This window comes from Ensifer sp. VA4 (assembly GCF_055710065.1).
Genome location: NZ_JBVQPO010000022.1, coordinates 18,259 through 42,184, shown reverse-complemented (window position 1 = coordinate 42,184; position 23,926 = coordinate 18,259). Strand labels below are relative to the sequence as shown.

The window sequence follows — 23,926 nt, the reverse complement described above, 5'->3', positions numbered from 1 at the left end:
GTATCTGTCGGACGAGAAGCACAGTTTGGCCGCGGCAAGCTGCACTCTTCGCCCGGAAAGTATCTCAGGAAAGGAGCCTGGCCCGCGCGCGAGAAGAGGGCGCGGGCCAGGGGCGACGTCAGTAGCCGAGGCCCTTCTTTTCCTCGTAGACCTTCAGCGGTTCGTCGGCCTGCGTATAGAGCTTCGATTCCGTCTGGATCCACTTCGGCGGTGCCGTGCCATCCTTCTGGTAAGCAGCAAGCGCATCGAAGGCGGGGCCGGCCATGTTCGGCGTCAGCTCGACCGTGGCATTGGCTTCGCCGGCGGCCATCGCCTGGAAGATATCCGGCACGGCATCGATCGAGACGACAAGGATATCCTTGCCGGGTTTCAGGCCGGCCTCCTTGATCGCCTGGATGGCGCCGACGGCCATGTCGTCATTGTGGGCGTAGAGTGCGCAGATGTTCTTGCCGCCGTCCTCGGCCTTCAGGAAGCTTTCCATCACTTCCTTGCCCTTGGTGCGGGTGAAGTCGCCGGTCTGGCTGCGGATGATCTTCAGGTTGTCATGCCCCGACAGCGCCTGTTCAAAGCCCTTCTTGCGGTCGATCGCCGGCGAGGACCCCGTCGTACCCTGGAGCTCTACGACATTGCAGGGCTTGCCGGCCGTGGTGTCGACGAGCCATTTGCCGGCGACACTGCCCTCGTGCACCAGGTCGGAGGTTACCGCCGTCAGATAGAGATCCTTCGAGGCGTCGACGGTGCGGTCGAGCAGGATGACCGGAATTTCCGCGTCCTTGGCTTCCTGGAGAACTTCGTCCCAGCCGGTTGCTACGACCGGGGCGAGAAGAATGGCGTTCACGCCCTGCGCGATGAAGGAGCGGATCGCCTTGATCTGGTTTTCCTGCTTCTGCTGCGCATCAGCGAACTTGAGGTCGATGCCGCGCTGTTCGGCTTGCTGCTTGGTCAGCGTCGTCTCGGCGGCGCGCCAGCCGGACTCCGAGCCGATCTGCGAGAAGCCGACGACCAGTTCGGCGGCAGTAGCGCTGCCGAACGTGCAGGCAGCAAGGATCGTTGCACTCGCAAGTGCCTTGGCGATTTTCATGATTTCCTCCCAAAGAAAGCTGCCTCCGCGCAGCCAGCGAGAAAAAATCATATTATATTACTTTTGTAAACCGACACTTTTCACTTAGCGCGTAAGATGTGGATGAAATTCACCGGGAGGTCGCAGACGACAGAGCGCGGGTCAGCCGCCCCGCGGCAAGCGACAGCGGAATTTTCGTAGGATTGACGAACGAGAACGGCGCCTTCCGCTATGGCGTTAGGCTTTCGCCAGCACGGTCCCGGCGGCACTGGCGAGCATCACGAGTGCGACGCCGAAGATCTGGTGGAGCGACAGCACCTGCCCAAGGACGATGAAGCCCGCGCAGGCGCCGATAGCCGGCTCCAGGCTCATCAGGATACCGAAGGCCGATGGCTGCATGCGGCGGAGCGCCATGAATTCGAGCGCGTAAGGGAGCAACGGCACCAGAACGGCGAGCCCGGCCGTCACCAGCAGCAGGTCGAAGGATAAGCCGGATTGCACCTGGTGAACGCCGAACGGCGTTGCGACGAGTGCTGCAAACAATAGCGAAACGGCAAGCCCCTCCAATCCCCTGAAGCTTTGGCCGGCATGTTTCATCAGCACGATATAGCCGCCCCAGCCGATCGCAGCGCCGAAGGCGAAAAGCAGCCCGCGCGCATCCGCCACCCACGCCGAACCGTCCCAGGAAAGGCACAGCACGCCGGCCGCGGCGATCGCAGGGAAAAGCAGGCGCCAACCGCGACCGCCAAATATCGCCGCGACGGTCAAGGGGCCGAGAAACTCGATCGCCACGCCAAGCCCAAGCGGGATCCGTTCGATCGCCGCGAAGAAGCAGAGCGTCATCGTCGCCATCGTGGCGCCGAGCGAAAGCGCCGTTAGCCACTGCGACCGCGTGTAACTGAAGAAGCGCGGCCGGACGAGAAGCAGCAGGAATGCCGCAGCCCAGGAGACCCGCAGCCAGGTTGCGCCAAAGGCGCCAAGGCTTTGCATGGCCGGCTTCGAGAGCGCGGCGCCGAACTGCACGCTCGACATGGACAGAAGGCAAAAGGCGATCGCTATAGACACTCGCCCGGCAGAACCGGGCACCGTTGCCGGCCCGCTCCAGCCGCTGTCTGCCGTTACCGTTGCCGTTTCCGTATCAGCCATGTCCGTTCTCCTGTTGGGCTTGAACGGACATAGCAATTTCGGCACAATAATGAACTCTAATAGTTGTGATGCCTCTATAAGGGATCGTTATATGCATGATCTGGACATCGGCCTGTTGCGGGCCTTCGTCGTCACCGCCGAATGCGGCAGTGTCAGCGGTGCCGCCCAGCGGCTGGCGCGGACCCAGGCCGCCGTCAGCATGCAATTGCGCCGGTTGGAAGACGATCTTGGCGCCAGGTTGTTGAACCGCAGCACAAGGGGCATGGACCTCACCGAAGCCGGGTATGTGCTGTTTCCCTACGCCCGGAAAATGCTGGGCTTGAGTACGGGCGCACGGAGGGCGTTGGCCGGCCGATCGGTCCACGGCCCGATCCGCTTCGGCATGATCGAGGACATCGCCGTCGGCTCGCTGCCAAGGGCACTGCAGCGCTTCTCCGAATGCCATCCAAACGTGGCACTCGAGCTGACGGTCGCCGAAAGCACCGTGCTGTCGGAGAAGCTGTCGCAGGGACAGCTCGATGTCGCAATCGGCGACCCCGCTCTGATCCATGGCCGGCCGATCCTCGCCTGGCGGCTACCGCTCCGCTGGGTCGCCGCGCGTGGTTTCGCGATGCCGGACGAGGGTCCCCTGCCGCTCGTCACCTTCGACGGGGTCTGCACCTGGCGCCAAAAGATGATCGAAGCGCTGAACGGTGGCAAAAGACCGTGGCGCACGGTGCTGACGAGCGCCAGCCTCGCCTCGATCCAGTCGATGATCGAAGCCGGTCTCGGCATTGCGGTTCTGCTGGATCTCAACATCCGCCCGAACACGATGAAGATCCTTGGCGCCAATGAAGGCTTGCCGCCGGCTCCGGTGATCGAGCTCGGCCTCTTCGCCGCCGACGACCAGGGCCTGTCGTCACAGCCCGTCGCGGCGCTCTGGGAATTTCTCTCCGATGAACTTCAGGCAGAAGCCCTGGCAACAGCTCAATCTTAGCAATCGCAAATGCAGTCCGATCCCGGAACGAAATACGGCCCCGGCGCGAACCGGAGATTGAAAATCCCAAAGCAAAATTTTACTAAATAATGATTGCGCCGCGCCCGAAACCGGGCCGCTGGCGGCGGGCAGGAAGCTGGACATGGTCACAATAAAGGAAATCGCGTCGGCTGTCGGGGTTTCGTCGGCAACGGTTTCGCGGGTGCTGAACTACGATCCGACGCTTTCGATCTCCACGAAAAAGCGTCAGGCGATCATCGAAACGGCCGAGGCGCTGAACTACGCGACGCCACGCAATCGCGGCCGCGGCGCCGGCTCGATGCAGGGCCTGAAGTTCGCACTGGTGCATTTCCTTCAGCCCGCGCAGGAACTGATCGACCCCTATTATGTCGGCGTTCGGCTCGGGATCGAGAACCGCTGCCAGGCGCTGAAAATCGAGGTGGTCAAAGTCTTCCACAACGGCAACCTGCCGGAGGCGGCGATCCTCCAGGGCGCCAGCGGCGTCGTTGCCGTCGGTCACCACTACGGCGAAGAGGTTCACTGGCTGCGGCGCCATAGCCGCCACCTGGTCTTTGCCGACTTCGCGCCTGACGACGACATCGACGACAGCGTGATGAGCGATGTCTCCGTGGCAATGAACCGCTTGTTGCAAGGCGTTCACGGCATGGGTTACCGCCGCATCGGCTTCCTCGGCTGGATCGACGCCTTTCGTGGCAAGGACGACATCCATTCCGAACGCCGCTGCCGCGCCTTCATCAACTGGACGACGAATGCAGGCCTTTACGATCCGGACCTCTGCATGGTCGAGAAGCTGACGCCGGACAGCGGCTACACGTTGGCAAAGGCCATGCTGTCGAAACCCAATCGGCCTGAGATCCTGATCACCTGCAACGACAACATGGCGATCGGCGCCTATCGCGCAATTCACGAGATGGGCCTGAAAATTCCGGAGGATGTCGCCGTGGCAAGCTTCAACGACATTCCGGTCGCGCAGTTTCTCGGCCCACCGCTTTCGACGGTCAAGATACCGGCGGAAATTATCGGCGAAACGGCCGTCGACCTGCTGGTCGAGCGGCTCTCGGGACGCGACGTCGCCAAGAAGGTGCTGCTCGGAACGGAGATCGTTTGGCGCGGCAGCACCGCCGCCGGAAGCGCGACTGCAGGCCGGTAAAAATGGCTTGGTAAAAATTTACTGAAATATTGCCTTCTTCAGAGTTTTACGAAATACTCCGCGCCGAGACACGGAGGAACGTCTCGGGGAACGAAAATCGAGGGAGGAAATTATGGACATGCGTACCTATCTGCCGCGTTTTGCCGCCATCGCGCTCGCGGGGGCCAGCCTGTTGGCGGTGACTTCAGCGCAAGCCAAGGAAATCACGGTCTGGTGCTGGGATCCGAACTTCAACGTCGCGATCATGAAGGAGGCCGGCGCGCGCTATACCAAGTCGCACCCTGACGTCACCTTCAACATCGTCGATTTCGCCAAGGCCGATGTCGAACAAAAGCTGCAGACCGGTCTCTCGTCCGGTACGGCGGATGCGCTTCCCGATATCGTGCTGATCGAAGACTACGGCGCGCAGAAATATCTACAATCCTTCCCCGGCGCCTTCGCGCCACTCTCCGGCACCGTCGACTATTCCGGCTTCGCTCCCTACAAGGTCGAGCTGATGACGCTGAATGGCCAAGTCTACGGCATGCCGTTCGATTCCGGCGTGACCGGCCTCTATTATCGCAAGGACTATCTGGAGCAGGCCGGTTTCAAGCCCGAAGACATGCAGGATCTCACCTGGGATCGCTTCATCGAGATCGGCCAGCAGGTCGAAGCCAAGACCGGCAAGAAGATGATGGGTCTCGACCCGACCGACGCCGGGCTCGTGCGCATCATCATGCAGTCGGCCGGGCAATGGTACTTCGACAAGGAAGGCAACACGAACATCACCGGCAACGCCGCGCTCAAGGCGGCGCTGGAGACGGTTGGCAAGATCATGTCCGCCAACATCTACAAGCCGGCCGCCGGCTGGTCCGACTGGGTCGGCACCTTCACGTCGGGTGACGTCGCAACCGTCATTACCGGCGTCTGGATCACCGGCACGGTCAAGGCGCAGCCGGATCAATCGGGCAAATGGGGCGTGGCACCGATCCCGGCCCTTTCGATCGATGGCGCGACGCATGCCTCGAACCTTGGCGGATCGAGCTGGTACGTGCTTGAAAGCTCGGCCGAGAAAGCCGAGGCGATCGAATTCCTCAACGCGGTCTACGCCAAGGACGTCGATTTCTACCAGACAATCCTCCAGGACCGCGGTGCCGTCGGCTCTCTGCTTGCCGCACGCGGCGGGGCCGCCTACGGCGAGGCCGACGCCTTCTTCGGCGGCGAAAAGGTCTGGCAGAACTTCTCCGACTGGCTCGCGAAGGTCCCCTCGGTCAACTACGGCATCTTCACCAACGAGGCGGACACCGCCGTCACCGCGCAACTGCCGGCGCTGTCGCAGGGAACGCCTGTCGACGAGGTCCTGAAGGCGATCGACGCCGAGGTCAGCGCACAGGTCCAGTAATCGCCGCGGCGATTGTCTGCCTTATTCCCGGCCGTGGCGGCGTATGCCACGGCCAACGGCTCCTGCTATCCATGAGGATGATGATGGCTCTCGCACATCGCGGCGGCATCGGCCGATACTACAACATCAATGGCTGGCTATTCGTCGCGCCGGCGCTCGGGCTGATCGCCCTTTTCATGATCTATCCGATCCTCTGGTCGCTGTGGATGTCGGTCCAGTCCGGCCGCGGGATGATGCTGAAGTTCGCCGGTTTCGCCAACATCGTCCGTCTCTGGAACGATCCGGTCTTCATCAAGGCACTCACCAACACGATGACCTATTTCGTCGTGCAGGTGCCGATCATGATCCTCCTGGCGCTGATCCTGGCGTCGCTGCTCAACAATCCGAGGCTCGTCGGCCGCGGCTTCTTCCGCACCGCCATCTTCCTGCCCTGCGTCACTTCGCTGGTCGCCTACTCCGTTCTCTTCAAGGGAATGTTCGCGCTCGACGGCATCGTCAACTCGACCCTCGAGGCGGTCGGCATCATCGCTTCGCCGATCCCGTGGCTGACGCATCCCTTCTGGGCCAAGGTGCTCGTAATCATCGCCATCACCTGGCGCTGGACCGGCTACAACATGATCTTCTACCTCGCGGCGATGCAGAACATCGACAAGTCGATCTATGAGGTGGCCCGCATCGATGGGGTGCCTGCCTGGGCGCGCTTCACCCACATCACCATCCCGCTGTTGAAGCCCGTCATCCTGTTCACGACAGTCATTTCGACGATCGGCACGATCCAGCTCTTCGACGAGGTCTACAACCTCACCGAGGGCAAGGGCGGACCGTCGAACGCGACGCTGACGCTGTCGCTCTACATCTACAACCTGACCTTCCGCTTCATGCCGAATTTCGGATACGCGGCAACGGTCTCCTATGTGATCGTCGTGCTCGTCGCCCTGCTTGCCTCTCTTCAGTTCTTCGCAGCACGGGAGCGTGACCGATGAACAATGGATCCGCACGTATCGCCGGCGCCATCGTCACCTACGGCTTCGTCGGGCTGATGGCCTTTCTCTCGATCTTCCCCTTCGTCTGGATGCTGCTCGGTGCTACCAATTCGTCGATCGACATCATCAAGGGCAAGATGTTGCCGGGCAGCGCGCTTGCCACCAATATCAGCACCTTCTTCACCCAGGTGAACGCGCCGCTGGTCTTCTGGAATTCGGCCAAGATCGCCATTCTTGCGACAGCGCTGACGCTCGCCGTCTCGTCGCTTGCCGGCTACGGTTTCGAGATGTTCCGCTCGCGCCGTCGCGACCGGATCTACAGCGCTCTTCTGCTGACGATGATGATCCCGTTTGCGGCGCTGATGATCCCGCTCTTCATCATGATGGGCAAGGTGGGCCTCATCAACACGCACCTCGCCGTGGTGCTGCCGTCGATCGGCTCGGCCTTCGTGGTCTTCTATTTCCGCCAGTGCACCAAGGCGTTCCCGTCGGAGCTTCGCGACGCGGCCAAGGTCGACGGGCTGAAGGAATGGCAGATCTTCCTCTACATCTACGTGCCGGTGATGCGCTCGACCTATGCGGCGGCCTTCATCATCGTCTTCATGACGGCGTGGAACAACTATCTCTGGCCGCTGATCGTGCTGCAGTCAAACGAGACGAAGACGATCACGCTGGTCATCTCCTCGCTCGCCTCCGCCTACTATCCCGACTACGGCGTCGTCATGGTCGGCACCATTCTCGCAACGCTTCCCACCCTTGCGGTCTTCTTCTTCATGCAACGCCAATTCGTCCAGGGAATGCTGGGCTCAGTCAAATAGGAATGATCATGCGTTCTGTTACATCCTTCAACGACACCTGGGTCTTTTCCGAAGGTTTCTCCGCCACTGAAACCAGCCGGCTGCGGGCCGGCAAGCCCGTCAGCCTGCCGCACAATGCGGTGGAACTGCCGTTCAACTATTTCGATGAGACCTCCTATCAACGCAGCTTCACCTATCAGAAGGTGCTTGCCTGGCGTCGGGAGTTCCACGGCCGCGAAGTCTCGCTCGTCTTCGACGCTGCCATGGCCGACGCCGTCGTCTACCTCAACGGCGAAGAAATCGTCGCCCACAAGGACGGCTACACGCCCTTCGAGGCGCGGCTGACGGACAGGCTCAAGGAGGGAGACAACCTGATCACGGTCAAGATCGACGGCAGCGAGAACCCGGAGATCCCGCCCTTCGGCGGCCGCATCGACTACCTCACCTATGCCGGCATCTATCGCGACGTGTGGCTGAAAGTCACCGATGCCGTTTCGGTCGCCAATATCAAGATCGAGACCCGCGACGCACTCAGCGACACCAAGTCTGTCACGGTCCGCTGCGATCTCGCCAATCCGCAAGGCTTGACCTTCGCCGGTACAATCACGGCGCTGCTCAAGGACGCCAACGGCCGAGTGCTGGCGGAAGCCATCGGCGAAACCCGCGGCGAGAGCGTCACATTGGAAATGACCGGTCTCGCCAGGCTTTCGCTCTGGGATATCGACGATCCGGTCCTCTATGAAATCGAAGTCCAACTGCGCAGCGATCGCGGCAGCGACCGCCTCTCCTCGCGCTTCGGCTTCCGCACGGCGGAGTTCACCACGGATGGGTTCAAGCTCAACGGCCGGCCGCTCAAGATCCGCGGCCTCAACCGCCACCAGGCCTTCCCCTATGTCGGCTATGCCATGGGCCGCACGGCACAGGAGCGCGATGCGGAGATGCTGAAGAACACGCTGCATTGCAATCTGGTGCGGACCTCGCACTACCCGCAGTCCAAATGGTTCCTCGACCATTGCGACCGCATCGGCCTGCTGGTGTTCGAGGAAATCCCCGGCTGGCAGCATATCGGCGGCGAGGCGTGGAAACAGGAGGCGATCCAGAACGTCCGCCGCATGATCGAGCGCGACTGGAACCATCCTTCGATCATCATCTGGGGCGTGCGCATCAACGAGTCGCAGGACTCGCACGACTTCTACGTCGAAACCAACCGGCTCGCCCGTGAACTCGACCCGACGCGCCAGACCGGCGGCGTGCGCTACATCACCGACAGCGAATACCTCGAAGACGTCTACACCATGAACGACTTCATCCTCGGCAACGAGGAGCTGCCCGGCGCAAACCGCCCGCGCACGGCGCTGCGGCCGCAGCAGGAATGCACCGGGCTCAATCGCAAGGTGCCCTATCTCATCACCGAATTCGGCGGCCACATGTACCCGACGAAGATCTACGACCAGGAGCAGCGGCAGGCCGAGCACGTACGCCGGCACCTGGAGGTACTGAATGCCGCGCACGGCGACGCAAGCATTTCCGGCGCCATCGGCTGGTGCATGTTCGACTACAACACCCACAAGGACTTCGGCTCCGGCGACCGGATCTGCTATCACGGTGTCATGGACATGTTCCGTCAGCCGAAATTCGCGGCCTATGTCTATGCCAGCCAGTGCGAACCGTCGGAGGAAGTGGTGATGAAGCCGGTCACCTTCTGGGCGCGCGGCGAGCGCAACATCGGCGGCGTGCTGCCGCTGATCGTGCTCACCAATTGCGACGAGGTCGAGCTGAGATACGGCTCGCTGGTGAAGCGCGTCGGTCCGGACCGGGAAAACTTCCCGCATCTGCCGCATCCGCCCGTCGTCATCGACCATCGCCACTTCACCAAGGACGAACTCGGCGTCTGGGGCATGAAGTGGGAAGATGCCGCTTTCACCGGCTTCATCGACGGCAAGGCCGTTGCCAACCTCCGGATGGTCGCCGATCCCGTGCCGACGACGCTGGAGGTCGTCGCCGACAGCACGACGCTGAGAGCCGAAGGGCGTGACGGCGTCCGCGTGATCGTGCGTGCGCTCGATCAGGCCGGCAACGTCCTGCCGTTCCTCAACGATGCGGTCGACGTCACCGTCACTGGGCCGGCCCGGCTGCTCGGGCCCGAACGCCTCGTCTTCCAGGGCGGCTCGACCGGTTTCTGGCTGGAGACGACGGGAGCTGCCGGCGGCATCGCGGTCGCGGTGGCCTCGACACGACTTGGGTCCGTAAGACTCGAACTTTCGGCAATCGCCAGCGAGGCAGCGGCTGCATGAGCGAACTCCAACTCAGCGACGTCAGAAAATCCTATGGCAACTTCGAGGTCATCAAGGGCGTAGACCTCGACATCAGGACAGGCGAGTTCGTCGTTTTCGTCGGACCATCCGGCTGCGGCAAGTCGACTTTGCTCCGGATGATCGCCGGCCTCGAAGAGATCACCTCCGGTGATCTCTTGATCGATGGCGAACGCATGAACGATGTCGACCCGTCGAAGCGCGGCATCGCCATGGTGTTCCAGTCCTATGCGCTCTATCCGCATATGACGGTGAGGGAAAACATGGGCTTTGCGTTGCGCTTTGCCGGGGTGCCGAAGGCCGAGATCGACAGCCGCGTCGGCGAGGCGGCGAACATTCTCGAACTCGGACCGCTGCTCGACCGCAAGCCGAAGCAGCTTTCCGGCGGCCAGCGTCAGCGCGTGGCGATCGGCCGGGCGATCGTGCGGCATCCGAAGATCTTCCTTTTCGACGAGCCGCTGTCCAATCTCGATGCGGAACTGCGCGTGCACATGCGCATCGAGATCGCGCGGCTGCACAAGAAGCTGGCAACCACGATCATCTACGTCACCCACGATCAGGTCGAGGCGATGACGCTCGCCGACAAGATCGTCGTCATGCGCGGCGGCGTGGTCGAGCAGGTCGGTTCGCCCCTCGATCTCTATGACGATCCCGCCAATCTCTTCGTCGCCGGCTTCATCGGTTCGCCGAAGATGAATTTCCTGAAGGGGATCGTCGAAATGGGCGCGGGCGGAGACAAACACGTCCGCCTGCCGGATTTCGGCAACGCGACGCTTCCGGTTACGGCAAGGGATGCGGCACCCGGCAGCGCCGTGACGATCGGCATCCGGCCCGAGCATTTCGGCGACAATGGTTCGGCCCATCTCGCTCTGACGATCGACATGCTGGAGCATCTCGGCGGCGAGACCTTTGCCTATGCTCGCCACGGCAACGGTGAGCTGATCGTCATCGAAACGAAGAACGGCCGCAGCCTGAAGTCCGGCGACAGCATCGCCGCTCGTTTCGACTCCACCGTCGCTTTGGTATTCGACGCGGATGGCAGACGCCTGCGCTAGAGTATCTTAGGGCTTGCCGGCGACCATCGTGGCGGCGCACCGGAAGAGATCGGGCCAGTTGGAAACGATCAGCTCTTCGCGGATTTTGCCGCCGATCAGGCCGCGCAAGTCCTTCGGCATTGCTGCAGGATAGAACACGTAGAGTCGTTTTGAGGGCAGATCGCGGATGCGCAGGATGGGCCGATAGCCGATGCGTTGAGTGCTGAAGGCCGCAGCTACCGTTGGGTCGCGCGCGACCTTGGTATGTCGGCAGAGGAGTAGCCGCAGGCCCTCGATGAAGCCATCCCGTCCCCAGCGGAAACTCGCGCGTTCATGAAACACCGCGACGGTTCCGTCCTTCACTATCGACAATCGGCCGCGACCTTCCGCAACGGCGCATGGCGGTTGCGAAGCGACAAGCTGTAGGCTGGTCGCTCCACAATGGGGGGAAGTCACCCCACCAAGGCACCACTCTCGCGGCAGTCTCGCACTTACGGGAACATGCCCTTTGGCGTCTCGCCCTTCAGGAAGGGCTCGGTGAACGCGTATAGGAGATCCGTCTGGTTGATGACCGCGGTGTGCGACGTCGCCGGCAGGATCGCAAGGCGAGAGGCGGCGAGCGGCTTGCCCATGTCGCCCATCGCTCCGCCGCCGAGCAGGCGGAACAGCGCAACATTGTGTTCGAGCGTCGCCACGTCGGCATCGCCGGCAATGATCAGAACCGGTACCTTCAGAGCCTTGACGTCAGCCTCCCAGGCCATCGGCTCCTTTTCGAGCTGGATGAGCTTTCTCGCCAGTTCCGGAAAGCCGTCCGGGTTGGCGGCGAGCTTGCGATAGTCTTCGGCAAAGGGCAGGCCGACGATCATCTCAACGGTCATTTGCGGGATGACCGCCTTGAACTCCGGCTGCCAGCCCTCGGCATCATAGGCGACGGATGCGGCCACGAGCTTGTTGACCTTCTCCGGATGCCGGATCGCGAGCTGCAGACCGGCGGCCGCGCCCATCGAATAGCCGAAGACGTCGGCCTTCTTGAGATCGACGGCATCCATGAAGGCGGCGACATCGTCAGCCAGGTTCGGATAGGTGATCGGCCGGTCGATATCGGTCGTGCGGCCATGGCCCTGCAGCTCGACCACGTAGACCTTGTGGGTCTCGGCAAGCCTCGGGATGATCTCGCCCATCGACGGAATGTTCATGTAGGCGCCGTGCAGCACGACCAGCGGTTCACCCTCGCCCGAGACCTCGTAATACATCTTCATGCCGTTGACATCGACGCGATTGCCGATCGGCTCGGCCTCGGCAGTCGCGGTGCCGAAAATTAGCAGGGCGCCTGCGATCAAAGCGGTACGAAACATTCTCAATCTCCCTGTTGCCAGCGCGGTCCAAAACCGCCGTCGAGATTAAGACGTGCGGCAACCGCCCGTCCCGACATTGACGGCCAAGAAACTTCGCGGTTTTTCATGCAGCAGGTGGCTCGCAGATCGGGGCGTCCGTTATCGCTATGCTCGCCCCAGCATATGGGCCTTGAGGACCTCGGCGTGATTGTGCGTCTCGTCCTTCACGCTGTAGAGCAAGGTTACCGGGCCTTCTTCGATGAGGTTGCGCAACTGCTCGACCACGGCCCGGTTCCCGTCGAGCTCGGCAAGGTAACGTTTGCTGAACTCGGCCCAGGTGCCCTGATCTCCATGAAACCAACGGCGCAGTTCCGTCGTCGGCGCGATCTCCTTCAGCCAGAGATCGACCGCGGCTTCCGCCTTGGTCAACCCCCGCGGCCACAGGCGATCGACGAGGATGCGCATTCCGTCGCTGTCGGCTTTCGGCTCGTAGACACGTTTCGTGCTCAGTTGCATGACCGCCCCCCGCGCATCCCCACCGTTGGAGCATAGACCAAGGCCTTTGTCCAATCGCGCTCCGGTGATCTGGCAACGGCCGGGGCGTCACACCCCGCGCCTGTTGCCCCAGAGCAGGACATGCAACTGCGGCAGAACGCGGGCCTCGAACCAGCGATCCTCCGTTACCTTGCCGACGAGCCAGAACATGCGGTCGATGATACCGTCGATATCGACGGTGGCGTTGTCGTCATCAGGCGGTGGCGGCGTGTGGTTGCCGGGCTGCAGGTAGAGCGGCAGATGCGGATAACGAGCCGCGACGTCACGCGCATAGGCATAGTCGCGCTCGTCGAACACGACGATTTTCAGCGCCACCTCAGGCTTTCCCGCCGCCATCAAAAGACAGTCGTCGAAGTCGTGCCAGTTCGTTTCCATGCCGCTCGACGGCGGCTTCGGGCTCAACACCAGGACGTCGAGATCGGCGAACCAGTCCTTCGCGATACTGCCCTGCGTCTCCAGGGCAAACCGGTAACCATCCTTTCGCCCACGCGCGATCAGGGGGCCGAGCGGCTGGATCGCCGGATTGCCGCCGGACAGCGAGACCGTGAGCGGCTTGCCGCCCGATAGCCGGATCACTTCGCTCCAGATCTGCTCCACCGTCATCGGCAGCCATTGGTCGCGGTATTCGCTGTCGACGGCATGCAGCGTATCGCACCAGCTACAGCGATAATCGCAGCCGCCCGTGCGCACGAACACGGTCGGCAGGCCGATCAGTATGCCCTCGCCCTGGATCGTCGGGCCGAAGATCTCGCTGACGCGGATGCGCGTTTCGCCGGGTCCGGTCATGGCCGGTATTCCGCCCAGGTCTTCGGCGTCTCGCTGACGCGCACCGCCGACGTTTCGGGCAGCCTCGCCTTGCACCAGTCGTAGAAATGCTTCGCCAGAAATTCGGCCGTCACCTGGTCGTGGCCGAGAACATCGTTGAGGTGACGATGGTCGAAGCTCTCATCGATATAACGCTTCAGGGGTGCCAGCTCGTGATAGTCGCGGACAAAACCGTGGACATTCAATTCCTCGGCAGCGAGTTCGACTTCGACGACGTAGTTGTGGCCATGCAGCCGGGCGCATTGGTGGTCAGCCGGCAGGCTCTTCAGCTGATGCGACGCGGAGAAATGGAACTCCTTGGTGATCCGAAACATCACTTCACCTCCTCTGCCGCATATGCCGAGGTCGCAGCCACCCAGAAATCCGGATCCTCATAGTCGGTCGGATCCGCAACGCCGGCGAGATGGAAGGCCTCGCGCCGCTCGACACAGGTGCCACAGCGACCGCAGTGGCGGGCGCCGCCCTTGTAGCAGGACCAGGTCTCTTCAAAGGGTGTCGCATGGCTTGCGCCGTCGGCGACGATATCCGCCTTTGAGATCGTCACGTAGGGCGCATAGAGCGCGACCTTGGCGTAACCATCGAGCGCGTGGTTCTGCATCGCCTGGAACGCGTCGATGAAGCCGGGTCGGCAGTCGGGGTAGATGAAATGGTCGCCGCCATGCACGGCGACGGCCACCGCATCCGCCTTCTGTGCCGCCGCCAGTCCGAAGGCAATGGCGAGCATGATGGCGTTGCGGTTCGGAACAACCGTCGCCTTCATCGTTTCCTCGGCATAGTGGCCGTCGGGCACGTCGACGTCATCCGTCAGTGCCGATCCGGTGAGATGCGTACCTATCGTGCGGATGTCGATGATCTGATGCGGAACGCCGAGGCGCCGGGCGCAAGCCGCGGCAAAGTCCAGTTCCTTGCGGTGTCGTTGTCCGTAGTCGAACGAGAGCAAGCCAACAAGCTCCCGCTCGGCTGCGACCTTGTGGGCAAGCGATACCGAGTCCAATCCGCCGGAGCAGATGACGATGGTCTTCATGATAGGTGTCCTTGTTTTGACCGGGTAGGCTGCGACCGGATTACAGGGTGCCTTCTAGGACAAAGCAGGGGCGATGGGAAGCGTTATGTTTGTTCTCTCTCTCTCTCTCTCTCTCTCTCGGTCGTGGTGGGTTTATATCGACCGCCTTCGGGAGCGGCCTCTGGCGTAATCTGGGCGCGCTTCGGCTGCGAATGACGGGAGAACGTGCGCCCGCTGGTTGCAATCAGCAAATAGCAACTCCAAACACAACCACAAGGCACGCACCAGAGAGAATATGCCGTTGTTTTTATACCTTTTGTCCTGCAAAATCAAAAAAATCAGGATTTGCAGGACAAAACTTTATGGTTGAAATCGTAACCCCATACACTGATGAACAGCGGCGCGTTCTCATCAACATCGAACAACACTATGACGTGTGGCTGGGTGTGGAACGCGCCCTGCTAACGCTCCCTTATGGGATGAAATGGGCAGAACGCTCGGGCAAACAATACCTTTACGAATTGCTCGACAGAACCGGGAACGCGAAAAGTCTGGGAGCCAGGTCTGAGGAGACCGAAGCTGCCTACGAAAGGTTCCTCCGCACTAAGGATGACCTAGCAGGACGACTGCTAGAAAGCCGCAAGAGATTAGCCGAAACCTGCGCCCTCTATCGCTCCCTCCTATTACCACAGATACCTTCGGAGGCGGCTAAAATCCTCAGGGAGGCTGACAAGCGTCGAATGCTGGGGGAAAAGCTGTTGGTTGTGGGTACAAACGCTATGCCGGCTTACAACATCGAAGCCGGCGGGCGCATAAATGACGCCCCCGATGAGACCGATGACTTCGACATGACGTGGTCGGCGCTTATAAAGGACGATACCGGCGGCGGCGTCATGTCCATGCTGAAGGCAGCCGACAGCACTTATACAGTCAACACAGAGAGAACCTTCCAGGCCAGAAACGCAAAGGCGTTTGAGTTCGAGTTGTTAGCTGCGCCATCTACGGTTTCCAATATGCTCCAAAACGACAGGCCCAGTCCGCTTCCCCTACCAGAGCAGGAATGGCTGTTGTTGGGTCGGCATGTGAACCGCGTCGTTGTAGGGCGAGATGGGACGCCGGCTCGGCTCGTCGTTCCCGATCCTCGGTACTTTGCGCTTCAAAAGCTTTGGATGGCCGATCAGGACAAGCGCAACTTTCTGAAACGACCCAAGGATGTCAAGCAAGGCTCCGCAGTGCTCGCCGCGATCGCAGCCTCGATGCCTCATTTTCCCCTGGATGAGCGGTTCGCGCAGTCACTGCCTGCAGAACTCAGTCCGTACTTCGACCAATGGCGGTCTACGTACAATGAAACTCCCGCAAAATCTCCCTCTTGGTGGTAATCCAGATTGGTGGCTCGTCCCATTCTTCAGCCGATCTTAATCCGTAACCGGCACAAAACCCGCGACCACATCGCGCACCCGAACGCCGTAAAAGTCCATCGATACCCGCGAGGATACGATTGAGCGGCTTGTCCCGAGTACCTTTTTTCGAGGACGAGGTCCTCACGAGTTATGTCGCGCGCGTAGCGCGAGCTAATGGCCGATCGTCGTCCTCGACGGCCGGAAACCTATCAAGCGAGCCGCCAAAATCACTCAAAAATCGATAACAATTTCAGATACTTAGAGCGCGGTCAGATTAGCCTGTCATTTGGGACATTTTGCGGTGACGCAGGCTGCGCTAACCCTCTGAAATTGTTGGTACGACTAGGTCAAACTCCGTGTCTTTCCACATGTTGTTCGCGCTCTGCCTCGGCAACGCCGGGACCGTCATCTGAGCTCTCCATCACACCCCGGCGCTTCACCCGCGTGCCGGTTCCGGCTTGCTTGATCGCATCCTGAACTGGGTTGGCGATGGCCCGTCTGAGGGAAACCGCGAACGAGTTATCGATCGCCAGACTGGGTGGCGGCAATGTTGCGGCACAACTCGACGTCATCCACGGTGCCAGCCAATTCTTTGAAATCGCGCAAATCTGAAAGGAGATCGTTCTACGCGTTTTCAGGATTTGCTCTCAATCCGGGAAAAACAAAAGTTTGCATCGAAACATGCTACCTGTTCGCGGCCCGGAGCTGCGGCGCCGGGCCGCGACCTTCGCTGCTCATCATCATGCATGCGCATGCGGGTGCTGCCGTTCGTCCCAGACCGACCAGATCGCGAGCGCAGTCACCAGTGCCCCGAGGACGACATGCGTCCACATGGGATTGGCGCTGGTCGAGAAGCCGAGCAGCCAGGGGGAAGCGATCAGCCAGAGCCCGACGACGAGGCTTGCCCATTCCTCCCATTCCGCAAACATGGCCAATGTTGCGATCGCCAGAACGCCGAGTACGACGCCAGCGGCCCAGGCGTTCCAAGCCGGAACGCTCTCGACAACAAAGCCCATGATCCAGGGGGAGATGAACAGGCAGACGGCGAGAACCAGATTGATCCAGTCCTGCGCTTTCTTTCCTTCCATCAGTGCCATGACAACCTCCACGAATGAAGCTTGATCAAAGCGCACGACCGCGTGCGGCGCACGCTCTGGAAACTATAATAAATTCAATCAAAAGCGCTTTCAAATCTTTTTCGCGCGAGCATCCGGTGATCGCACCTGCGGAACCGCGCGGCGAACCGGCGATCCGCCGCTTTCCCGGGTGGCACCGTCTTGCCACCATCGTCTCGCCAAAACTCTAGATCACGATGATTTTGGGTCGGGTCGACCCAAAATCATAAACGTGATCGATTCTAATAGGTTGGAGCGGGATGCGGGCGGAAAACCGCACACACTTTTCCTCATCCCGCTCTAGTAGCCGCGCGCAGCGCCTGCGCCGATGCGGCTGTCTACCGCGCCGTTGTAGCGGGCGCCGCCGCCGGACTCGATGTCGGAGAGACTCTCGCCGCCGACGAGAATGCCGGTCGCCTGCCCCCAGATCGTCCAGTTTTCGTCGATCTGGACCTTGTGGCCCATTGCCGAGAGAAGCTTGCGGGTATCGGGCGAGAGGGCATAGGGCTCCATGAAGACCTTGTCCGGCAGCCATTGATGATGGATGCGCGGCGCGTCGACCGCTTCCTGAATGTTCATGCGATGATCGATCACATTGAGGATTGCCTCGAGCGTGATGGTGATGATGCGGGCGCCTCCGGGGCTGCCGATCACCATGAAGGGTTTGCCATCCTTGGAGATGATCGTCGGGCTCATCGACGATAACGGCGTCTTGCCGGGCGCGATCGCGTTCGCCTCGCCCTGGACGAGCCCGTAGAGATTGGGCACGCCGGGCTTGGCGGTGAAGTCATCCATCTCGTTGTTGAGGAGGATACCGGTTCCAGGCGCCACCACGCCGGCGCCGAAGGAGCCGTTCAACGTATAGGTGACGGCGACGGCATTGCCCTCGTCGTCGATGATCGAATAGTGGGTCGTCTCCTTGCTTTCGCCGAAGCCCTTGGGGATCAGCGCCGCGGAGACGCCGGCACGGAACGGATCGATCTTGGCGCGGATCTCCTTCGCATAGGCCTTGTCGGTGAGCTTGGCGACCGGGTTTTCGACGAAATCAGGGTCGCCGAGCGACGTGTTGCGGTCGACATAGGCGTGGCGCATCGCCTCGATCATCGCGTGAACCGTGTCTGCGGCGCCGTAACCCATATAGGAAAGCGGATAGCCTTCGAGAATATTGAGGATTTCGCAGATGATGACGCCGCCGGAGGACGGGGGCGGCGAGGAAATGATGTCGTAGCCGCGATAGTTGCACTTGACCGGCTCCAGCTCGCGCACCGCATAGCGCTCGAAGTCTGCTTTCGCCAGAATACCACCCTTCTCGGCACTGGCCTTGACGATCGCATCGGCAATCGCGCCCTTGTAGAAGGCGTCGGTTCCCTTTTCGGCGATGCTGGACAGAGACGCCGCAAGATCTGTCTGAACCAGCTTCTCGCCGACCACGAAGGGCTTGCCGTCCTTCAGGAAGATCGCGGCGGCCGCCGGATCCTTGGCGAGCCTATCGGTCTCGCCGTCGAAGGAGTCGATATCGCCTTGCTCCAGCACAAAGCCGTCCTTGGCAAGCGCGATCGCCGGCGCGATCAGGTCGGCCAGCGGCTTCGTGCCGTAGCGGCTGCGGGCCACTTCGAAGCCCATGACCGGCCCCGGCACGCCGACGGCAAGATAGCCCTCGGTGCTCAGCCCTTTGACGACATCTCCCTTGTCGTCGAGATACATGGTCTTGGTCGCCGCCTGTGGCGCCCGCTCGCGGAAATCGAGGAAGGTCGTCTTGCCGTCCTTGAAGCGGATGGTCATGAAACCACCTCCGCCGATATTGCCGGCAGTCGGGTAGGTGACAGCCAGCGCGTAGCCGACGGCAACAGCGGCATCCACCGCATTGCCACCGCTCTTCAACACCGCAACGCCGACATCCGATGCCAGGTGCTGGGCGGTGACGACCATGCCGTGCTCGGCCTTCACCGGCTCCGGCGAGGCCGCTCGGCCCTCTATTGGCGCCAAGCTCAGCGCGAGAAACAAGGTAACGGGCAGGCTCTTCAAGCGGAAACTCAGCATGCGTCTCTCCCTCGCAGGCGTTGCTCGCAGTGCTTTGCCGACGGCCGCAGCGCGGACGCCCCTCACCGCAGCAAATGCGGCGGCAACAATCTCTTGGCCAGGCAAGCACTGATTGTGGGCAGCTATGAAGTCAACGGAGTATAGCCACGCTCGATCGGCGATGGCAATTCACACCTGGCCAATCGCAGCGCTTGCATTCGCGGCCGGCGAAGCCCCAGCCAGCGAACGGTGGACCATTCGGACCCCGCGTCAGGCGGCATCCGCCAGGATGAGATCGGCGCCCTTTTCCGCAACCATCATCGTCGGCGCATTGATGTTGCCGGCGGTGATGTTCGGGAAGATCGAGGCGTCGACGACGCGCAAACCCGGAACGCCATGGACCCGCAGGCTGCCGTCGACGACGGAGGTCGCCTGATCCGGCCCCATCGTGCAGGTGCCGCAGAGATGGTAGATCGACCCGGAGTTTTCGCGGAAATAGTCCATCAGAGCCTCATCGCTTTCCACGCGCGGCACCGGCGAAATCTCTTCCGCGGTCAGCGAGGAGAGCGCCGAGGCAGAAGCGATCCGGCGGACGAGCCGGCTTCCCTGCAATACCTCATCGATGTCGCGATCGGTCGTCAGGTAGTTCGGGCGAATGAGCGGCTTCTGTGCGGGGTCGCCGGACGCGATCGAGATGCTGCCGCGGCTCGTCGGCCGGCAGGAATTGAAGCAGATCAGGTAGCCGGGATAGGGCTCGGGCTTCAGGCCCGCCTTTGGATCCTTGGGGATGCGATACGACAGAGGATTGAAATAGAGCTGAATGTTCGGTCGTTCTTCATCTGGCCTGCCGCGGAAGAAGCCGCCGGCCTGGTTGACGCTCATCGAGAACGGACCCTTGCCGGTCAGCAGATATTGGAGGCCGAGGCGCATCTGGCCGAAGAGACTGCCGAATTCGTCGTTGAGCGTCGGGATCGTCGCGCGATAGTAGAAGCTGGCGCAGAGGTGGTCCTGCAGGTTCTGGCCGACGGCCGGCAAGTGTCGCCGCGTTTCCATGCCGAGCGTGGAGAGTTTCGCGCCATCGCCGATCCCGGAGAGCTGCAGCAACTGCGGGCTGCCGACCGCGCCGGCGGCGAGAATGACCTCACGCGCAGCCGTGAAGCGCCGCCGCTCTCCGTTCTGGAGAACATCGACGCCGGTCACACACCCATCGTCCCCAAAGACCAGCCGCTCGGCCTGGGCATAGCGCTCGATCGCAAGATTCGGCCGCTTCAGCGCCGGCCGAAGATATTCCGCGCTCGAATGCGACCGGCGGCCGTTGTTGGTGTTGACGTCGTAGACGCCGGCCCCTTCGATCGAGGCGCCGTTGAAGTCCTCGTTCAGCGGCAGTTGCAGCGATCCGCAGCTTTGGAGAAAGGCGTCGGTGATCGGGTGCGTCATGCCGCGCATCGGCGTGATATGGATCGGGCCTTCGCCGCCATGCCATTCTGACGATCCGCGCGCATGGGTTTCGAGCCGACGAAAATAGGGCAGAACGTCGTCATAACCCCAGCCTGCATTGCCGGCGTTTTTCCAATCGTCGAAATCGTCGCGCGCGCCGCGCACGAAGATCATAGCGTTGATCGATCCGGAGCCACCCTGGACTTTGCCGCGCGGCACATAGATGCGGCGATCCTGCAACTCGCCCTCCGGCTCGCTCGAATACATCCAGTTGACCCGCGGATTGTAATAGTTGCGGGCATAGCCGACGGGGATCTTGAACCAGAAGGAATTGTCGTTGCCGCCCGCCTCGATCAAGAGGACGCGGTGCCGGCCATTCTCGCTGAGGCGGCTCGCCAGGATGCAGCCTGCCGACCCGGCGCCGACGACGATATAATCGTGGATCATCTCCAAATCCTATCGTCGCAGTTATCCGCGCGCCGGTGCGAAGGCCTTCACGTCGGCCGGCCGGCTGTCCATCTGCAGGTGCAGACGCTCGCCGGCATAGGGCGTGTGCTCTTCGACAACCTCCAGGTCGAGTTCGATGCCGAGCCCGGGCTCGCGCGAGGGGATCAGGTAGCCATCGTCGAAGGCGAGCTTGGTCTTCAGCACATCCGCATGGAAACCGGAGAAATCGAGGATCGCCTCGTGGATCAGGAAATTCGGCGTCGCGGCCGAGAGCTGGATGCTCGCCGCGGCGCCCACCGGACCGTTGTAGAGATGCGGGGCGATCTGGGCGTAATGGGCCTCGGCCATGCCGGCGATCTTCTTCGCCTCCAGCAGGCCGCCGACGCGTGCGACGTTCATCTGCAGGATCGACGCCGCCTTGAGCTCAAGCACGCGTTGAAATTCGTATTTCGTCGTCAGGCGTTCGCCGGTCGAAACGGGAATCGAGGTTGCGCGCGCCACTTCGGCCATGGCCGCTTCCTGTCCCGGAGGAACGGGCTCCTCGAACCAGAGCGGGTCATATTTTTCCAGGCGCCGCGCCAGCCGGATGGCCGAGGACGGCACCATCTGGCCGTGGGTCCCGAAGAGGATATCCGCGCTGCTGCCGACCGCGTCGCGTATCTTGCGGCAGAACTCCTCGCAGCGATCCATGACGCCGAGCGAAAGCTGATGGCCGGAATAGTTGGTGTAGGGACCCGCGGGATCGAACTTGACCGCGGTGAATCCCATTTCGACCATCTCGACGGCGCATTCGGCCGCAAGATCCGGGTCGTTGAAATCGAACTCGCCGGCGGCGTTCTTCGGGTAGAGATAGGTATAGGCGCGGAGCTTCTCGTGCACCGTTCCGCCGAGCAGATCTGACACAGGCCGGCCGGCTGCCTTGCCGATGATGTCCCAGCAGGCGATCTCAAGTCCGGAGACGATGCCCATCATCGTCGGATCAGGGCGCTGGGTGAAGCCGCTCGAATAGGCCGAGCGCCAGAATCGCTCGATCTGATGGGGATCACGGCCGAGCAGATGCCGCTCGAAGACGTCCTCGATCAGCGGCGTCATGACGCTCGGATGGAACGAGGTCGCATAAATCTCGCCGATGCCCTCGATGCCGCAGGCGGTCGTGAGGCGTACGAAGATCCAGTACATTCCGCCCACATGCGGCGGCGGAACGGCGACGGCATAGGTCTTGAGCGACGCGATTTTCATGTGTGTCATCCCTTTTTCGTGGGGCGGACCATTAGAACCAGGGGGCGATCACGATCAGCGCCAGTTGCAGATAGCGGCTGCGAGTCGCGGCGGATGGCGCGGCGGTATCGGTTTCGGCAATTGAGCTCACAGGTCGTCTCCTCCCCCTGCCGGTAGCGAGAGCGCCGCCATCGGCCCGGTATTGATGTCGGTCAGCAGTTCCGGTTTCCGGCCGGACTTGCGCAATCTCGAAAGGTTTAATGTTTGAGCACCACGAGGCGCGTCTGGGTGAATTCCAGCATGCCATGCTTGCCGTCATCACCGCCGAGACCCGAACGTTTCCAACCAGCGTGGAAGCCCTGATAGGGATCGGCCGGGAAGCGGTTGACATAGAGTTCACCAGCCTCGATCGCCTCGCTGGCGCGCATCACCGTGCGATAGTTCTCGGTGAAGAGCACCGAACTCAGGCCGAACTGATGGTCGCTCGCCTTCGCAAACGCTTCCTCGAAGGTGGCGTAACGGAGAACGGCGAGCACCGGGCCGAAGACTTCTTCGCGAACGATCTCCATCTGCTGGCGGCAGCCGGAAATCAGCGTCGGCGGATAGAAATAGCCGTCTCCCTCAGGCAGGTAGCCACCGGTCTCAACGACGCCGCCTTCCGCCCGCGCCTGCTCCACCATGGCGTGAACCCGCTTCTGCGCGGCGGCGTTGGCGAGCGGCCCCATGCGGGTAGCGTCCTCGGCGCGGTCGCCGAAGGCGCGGCCGGCAAAACCTTCGCGCAGCTTGGCGAGCAGCCGATCATGCACGCTTTCGTGCACGTAGAGCCGCTCTGCGCTGGTGCAGACCTGGCCGCAATGGGTGGTCTTGGCGGCGATGATCATCCCGGCCACCGCATCAAGATCCGCGTCCGGCTCGACGATCACGGGCGTCTTGCCGCCCAGTTCGAGCGACGGCTTGGCAATATTTTCCTTGCAGTATTCGAGCACGACACGACCAGCCGACACGCTTCCCGTCAGGGTGATCATGCCGACACCAGGATGGGTGCAGAGCGTCTTCGCGACGTCGTGCGACATCGTCAGGATGTTGACGAGTCCTTCCGGCAAGCCTGCCTCGGCGACGGCCTCGGCAAAAACGAAGGCCGAGGTCGGCGTGTTGTTGCTCGGCCGCACGACGACGGCGTTTCCGGCAATGAGCGCTGGTGCGATCTTCCGCACCAGCGTGTAGATCGGATAGTTGAACGGGATCAGGCAGGCGACCACTCCGATCGGCGTGCGCTTGAGGAGAAGCGTTTCGCCAGGATTGTCGCTCTCGATCACCTCACCTTCGATGCGACGGGCCCACTCGGCGTGATAGCGCATCAGTTCGGCGCCGTAGATCACTTCGGCCGTCGCGTCGGCAAGGCTCTTGCCCGACTCTTTTGCGAGCGCGGCACCAATGTGCTCGGCCCGACTTTCCAGCACTGCCGCAAGGCGGCGGAGCGCGTCGCCGCGCTGGATGGCCGGCAGCGCCGCCCAGGCGCGTTGCGCCTTCGCCGCGGCATCGACCGCCGCCCTCGCCTCGTCGTCCGTTGCCGCCGGCACCGACGCGAAGACCTGGGCCGTTGCCGGGTTGCGGACCTCGATCATGGCCGTGGATGGGCTTTCGATGAAACGACCGCCAGAGAAGTTGCGATAAGGGCCCATGGCATCTCAGAAACGTTCGCCGCTCTCTGCG

At 61.9% G+C, this 23,926-nt stretch carries 20 protein-coding genes and 1 pseudogene; 8 read left to right on the top strand and 13 right to left on the bottom strand.

The window, feature by feature from the left end; genetic code table 11:
- Nucleotides 1-118: 118 nt before the first annotated feature.
- A complete protein-coding gene (ytfQ, locus tag AC0C6X_RS28045) occupies nt 119-1,081 on the bottom strand; it encodes a galactofuranose ABC transporter, galactofuranose-binding protein YtfQ (protein WP_173518881.1) in 963 nt (320 codons plus the stop codon).
- 216 nt (nt 1,082-1,297) lie between these two features.
- A complete protein-coding gene (locus AC0C6X_RS28040; protein WP_173518882.1) occupies nt 1,298-2,206 on the bottom strand; it encodes an EamA family transporter in 909 nt (302 codons plus the stop codon).
- 91 nt (nt 2,207-2,297) lie between these two features.
- Between AC0C6X_RS28040 and AC0C6X_RS28035 the strand changes: the two genes are divergently transcribed.
- The 7 genes from AC0C6X_RS28035 to AC0C6X_RS28005 all read left to right on the top strand — a co-directional run bounded on the left by AC0C6X_RS28035 (nt 2,298) and on the right by AC0C6X_RS28005 (nt 10,881).
- A complete protein-coding gene (locus AC0C6X_RS28035; RefSeq protein WP_472956314.1) occupies nt 2,298-3,182 on the top strand; it encodes a LysR family transcriptional regulator in 885 nt (294 codons plus the stop codon).
- Between the two features lie 142 nt (nt 3,183-3,324).
- Complete coding sequence (locus tag AC0C6X_RS28030; RefSeq protein ID WP_173518884.1) at nt 3,325-4,353, top strand: LacI family DNA-binding transcriptional regulator; 1,029 nt, start codon at nt 3,325-3,327, stop codon at nt 4,351-4,353.
- A 112-nt stretch (nt 4,354-4,465) separates the two neighbouring features.
- Nucleotides 4,466-5,734 (top strand): ABC transporter substrate-binding protein, encoded by a 1,269-nt coding sequence (locus AC0C6X_RS28025; protein WP_173518885.1) that lies wholly within the window; start codon nt 4,466-4,468, stop codon nt 5,732-5,734.
- Between the two features lie 83 nt (nt 5,735-5,817).
- On the top strand, nt 5,818-6,717 hold the full coding sequence (locus AC0C6X_RS28020) for a carbohydrate ABC transporter permease (protein ID WP_472956311.1): 900 nt from the start codon (nt 5,818-5,820) through the stop codon (nt 6,715-6,717).
- The gene (locus tag AC0C6X_RS28015) at nt 6,714-7,535 is read left to right on the top strand and encodes a carbohydrate ABC transporter permease (RefSeq protein WP_173518887.1); all 822 of its coding nucleotides are present in this window, start codon (nt 6,714-6,716) and stop codon (nt 7,533-7,535) included. The genes AC0C6X_RS28020 and AC0C6X_RS28015 overlap by 4 nt, the downstream gene beginning before the upstream one ends.
- Before the next feature lie 8 nt (nt 7,536-7,543).
- Nucleotides 7,544-9,808, top strand: a complete 2,265-nt coding sequence (locus tag AC0C6X_RS28010; RefSeq protein ID WP_173518888.1) for a glycoside hydrolase family 2 protein — start codon at nt 7,544-7,546, stop codon at nt 9,806-9,808.
- The gene (locus tag AC0C6X_RS28005) at nt 9,805-10,881 is read left to right on the top strand and encodes an ABC transporter ATP-binding protein (protein ID WP_173518889.1); all 1,077 of its coding nucleotides are present in this window, start codon (nt 9,805-9,807) and stop codon (nt 10,879-10,881) included. The genes AC0C6X_RS28010 and AC0C6X_RS28005 overlap by 4 nt, the downstream gene beginning before the upstream one ends.
- 15 nt (nt 10,882-10,896) lie before the next feature.
- On the opposite strand, the pseudogene AC0C6X_RS28000 reads toward AC0C6X_RS28005, so the two are convergent.
- The 6 genes and pseudogenes from AC0C6X_RS28000 to queC form a co-directional block, all read right to left on the bottom strand.
- Nucleotides 10,897-11,061, bottom strand: a pseudogene (locus AC0C6X_RS28000) (Tn3 family transposase); the annotation flags it as partial.
- Between the two features lie 290 nt (nt 11,062-11,351).
- Nucleotides 11,352-12,215, bottom strand: a complete 864-nt coding sequence (locus tag AC0C6X_RS27995) for an alpha/beta fold hydrolase (RefSeq protein WP_173518890.1) — start codon at nt 12,213-12,215, stop codon at nt 11,352-11,354.
- A 144-nt stretch (nt 12,216-12,359) separates the two neighbouring features.
- On the bottom strand, nt 12,360-12,710 hold the full coding sequence (locus tag AC0C6X_RS27990) for a DUF488 domain-containing protein (protein WP_173518891.1): 351 nt from the start codon (nt 12,708-12,710) through the stop codon (nt 12,360-12,362).
- An 87-nt stretch (nt 12,711-12,797) separates the two neighbouring features.
- Nucleotides 12,798-13,535: a 7-carboxy-7-deazaguanine synthase QueE gene (gene queE, locus AC0C6X_RS27985; RefSeq protein WP_472956306.1), complete on the bottom strand. Its 738-nt coding sequence runs from the start codon at nt 13,533-13,535 to the stop codon at nt 12,798-12,800.
- Nucleotides 13,532-13,888 carry a 6-carboxytetrahydropterin synthase QueD gene (queD, locus tag AC0C6X_RS27980; RefSeq protein ID WP_173518893.1) on the bottom strand — a complete coding sequence of 119 codons (357 nt, stop codon included), beginning with the start codon at nt 13,886-13,888 and terminating at the stop codon, nt 13,532-13,534. The genes queE and queD overlap by 4 nt, the downstream gene beginning before the upstream one ends.
- Complete coding sequence (queC, locus tag AC0C6X_RS27975; protein ID WP_173518894.1) at nt 13,888-14,598, bottom strand: 7-cyano-7-deazaguanine synthase QueC; 711 nt, start codon at nt 14,596-14,598, stop codon at nt 13,888-13,890. Before queC ends, queD begins: the two co-directional genes overlap by 1 nt.
- Before the next feature lie 341 nt (nt 14,599-14,939).
- Between queC and AC0C6X_RS27970 the strand changes: the two genes are divergently transcribed.
- Nucleotides 14,940-15,956, top strand: a complete 1,017-nt coding sequence (locus tag AC0C6X_RS27970) for a GSU2403 family nucleotidyltransferase fold protein (RefSeq protein ID WP_173518895.1) — start codon at nt 14,940-14,942, stop codon at nt 15,954-15,956.
- A gap of 761 nt (nt 15,957-16,717) precedes the next feature.
- Here the strand turns inward: AC0C6X_RS27970 and AC0C6X_RS27965 are convergent.
- From AC0C6X_RS27965 to aldA, 5 genes are all read right to left on the bottom strand, one after another.
- Nucleotides 16,718-17,074: an SPW repeat protein gene (locus tag AC0C6X_RS27965; protein WP_057255411.1), complete on the bottom strand. Its 357-nt coding sequence runs from the start codon at nt 17,072-17,074 to the stop codon at nt 16,718-16,720.
- Nucleotides 17,075-17,392: 318 nt separating this feature from the next.
- A complete protein-coding gene (ggt, locus tag AC0C6X_RS27960; RefSeq protein WP_173518896.1) occupies nt 17,393-19,132 on the bottom strand; it encodes a gamma-glutamyltransferase in 1,740 nt (579 codons plus the stop codon).
- A 249-nt stretch (nt 19,133-19,381) separates the two neighbouring features.
- Complete coding sequence (locus AC0C6X_RS27955) at nt 19,382-20,995, bottom strand: GMC family oxidoreductase (protein WP_173518897.1); 1,614 nt, start codon at nt 20,993-20,995, stop codon at nt 19,382-19,384.
- A gap of 21 nt (nt 20,996-21,016) precedes the next feature.
- Complete coding sequence (locus tag AC0C6X_RS27950) at nt 21,017-22,234, bottom strand: mandelate racemase/muconate lactonizing enzyme family protein (RefSeq protein WP_173520132.1); 1,218 nt, start codon at nt 22,232-22,234, stop codon at nt 21,017-21,019.
- Nucleotides 22,235-22,470: 236 nt separating this feature from the next.
- Nucleotides 22,471-23,895 (bottom strand): aldehyde dehydrogenase, encoded by a 1,425-nt coding sequence (gene aldA / locus AC0C6X_RS27945; RefSeq protein ID WP_173518898.1) that lies wholly within the window; start codon nt 23,893-23,895, stop codon nt 22,471-22,473.
- Between the last annotated feature and the right edge of the window lie 31 nt (nt 23,896-23,926).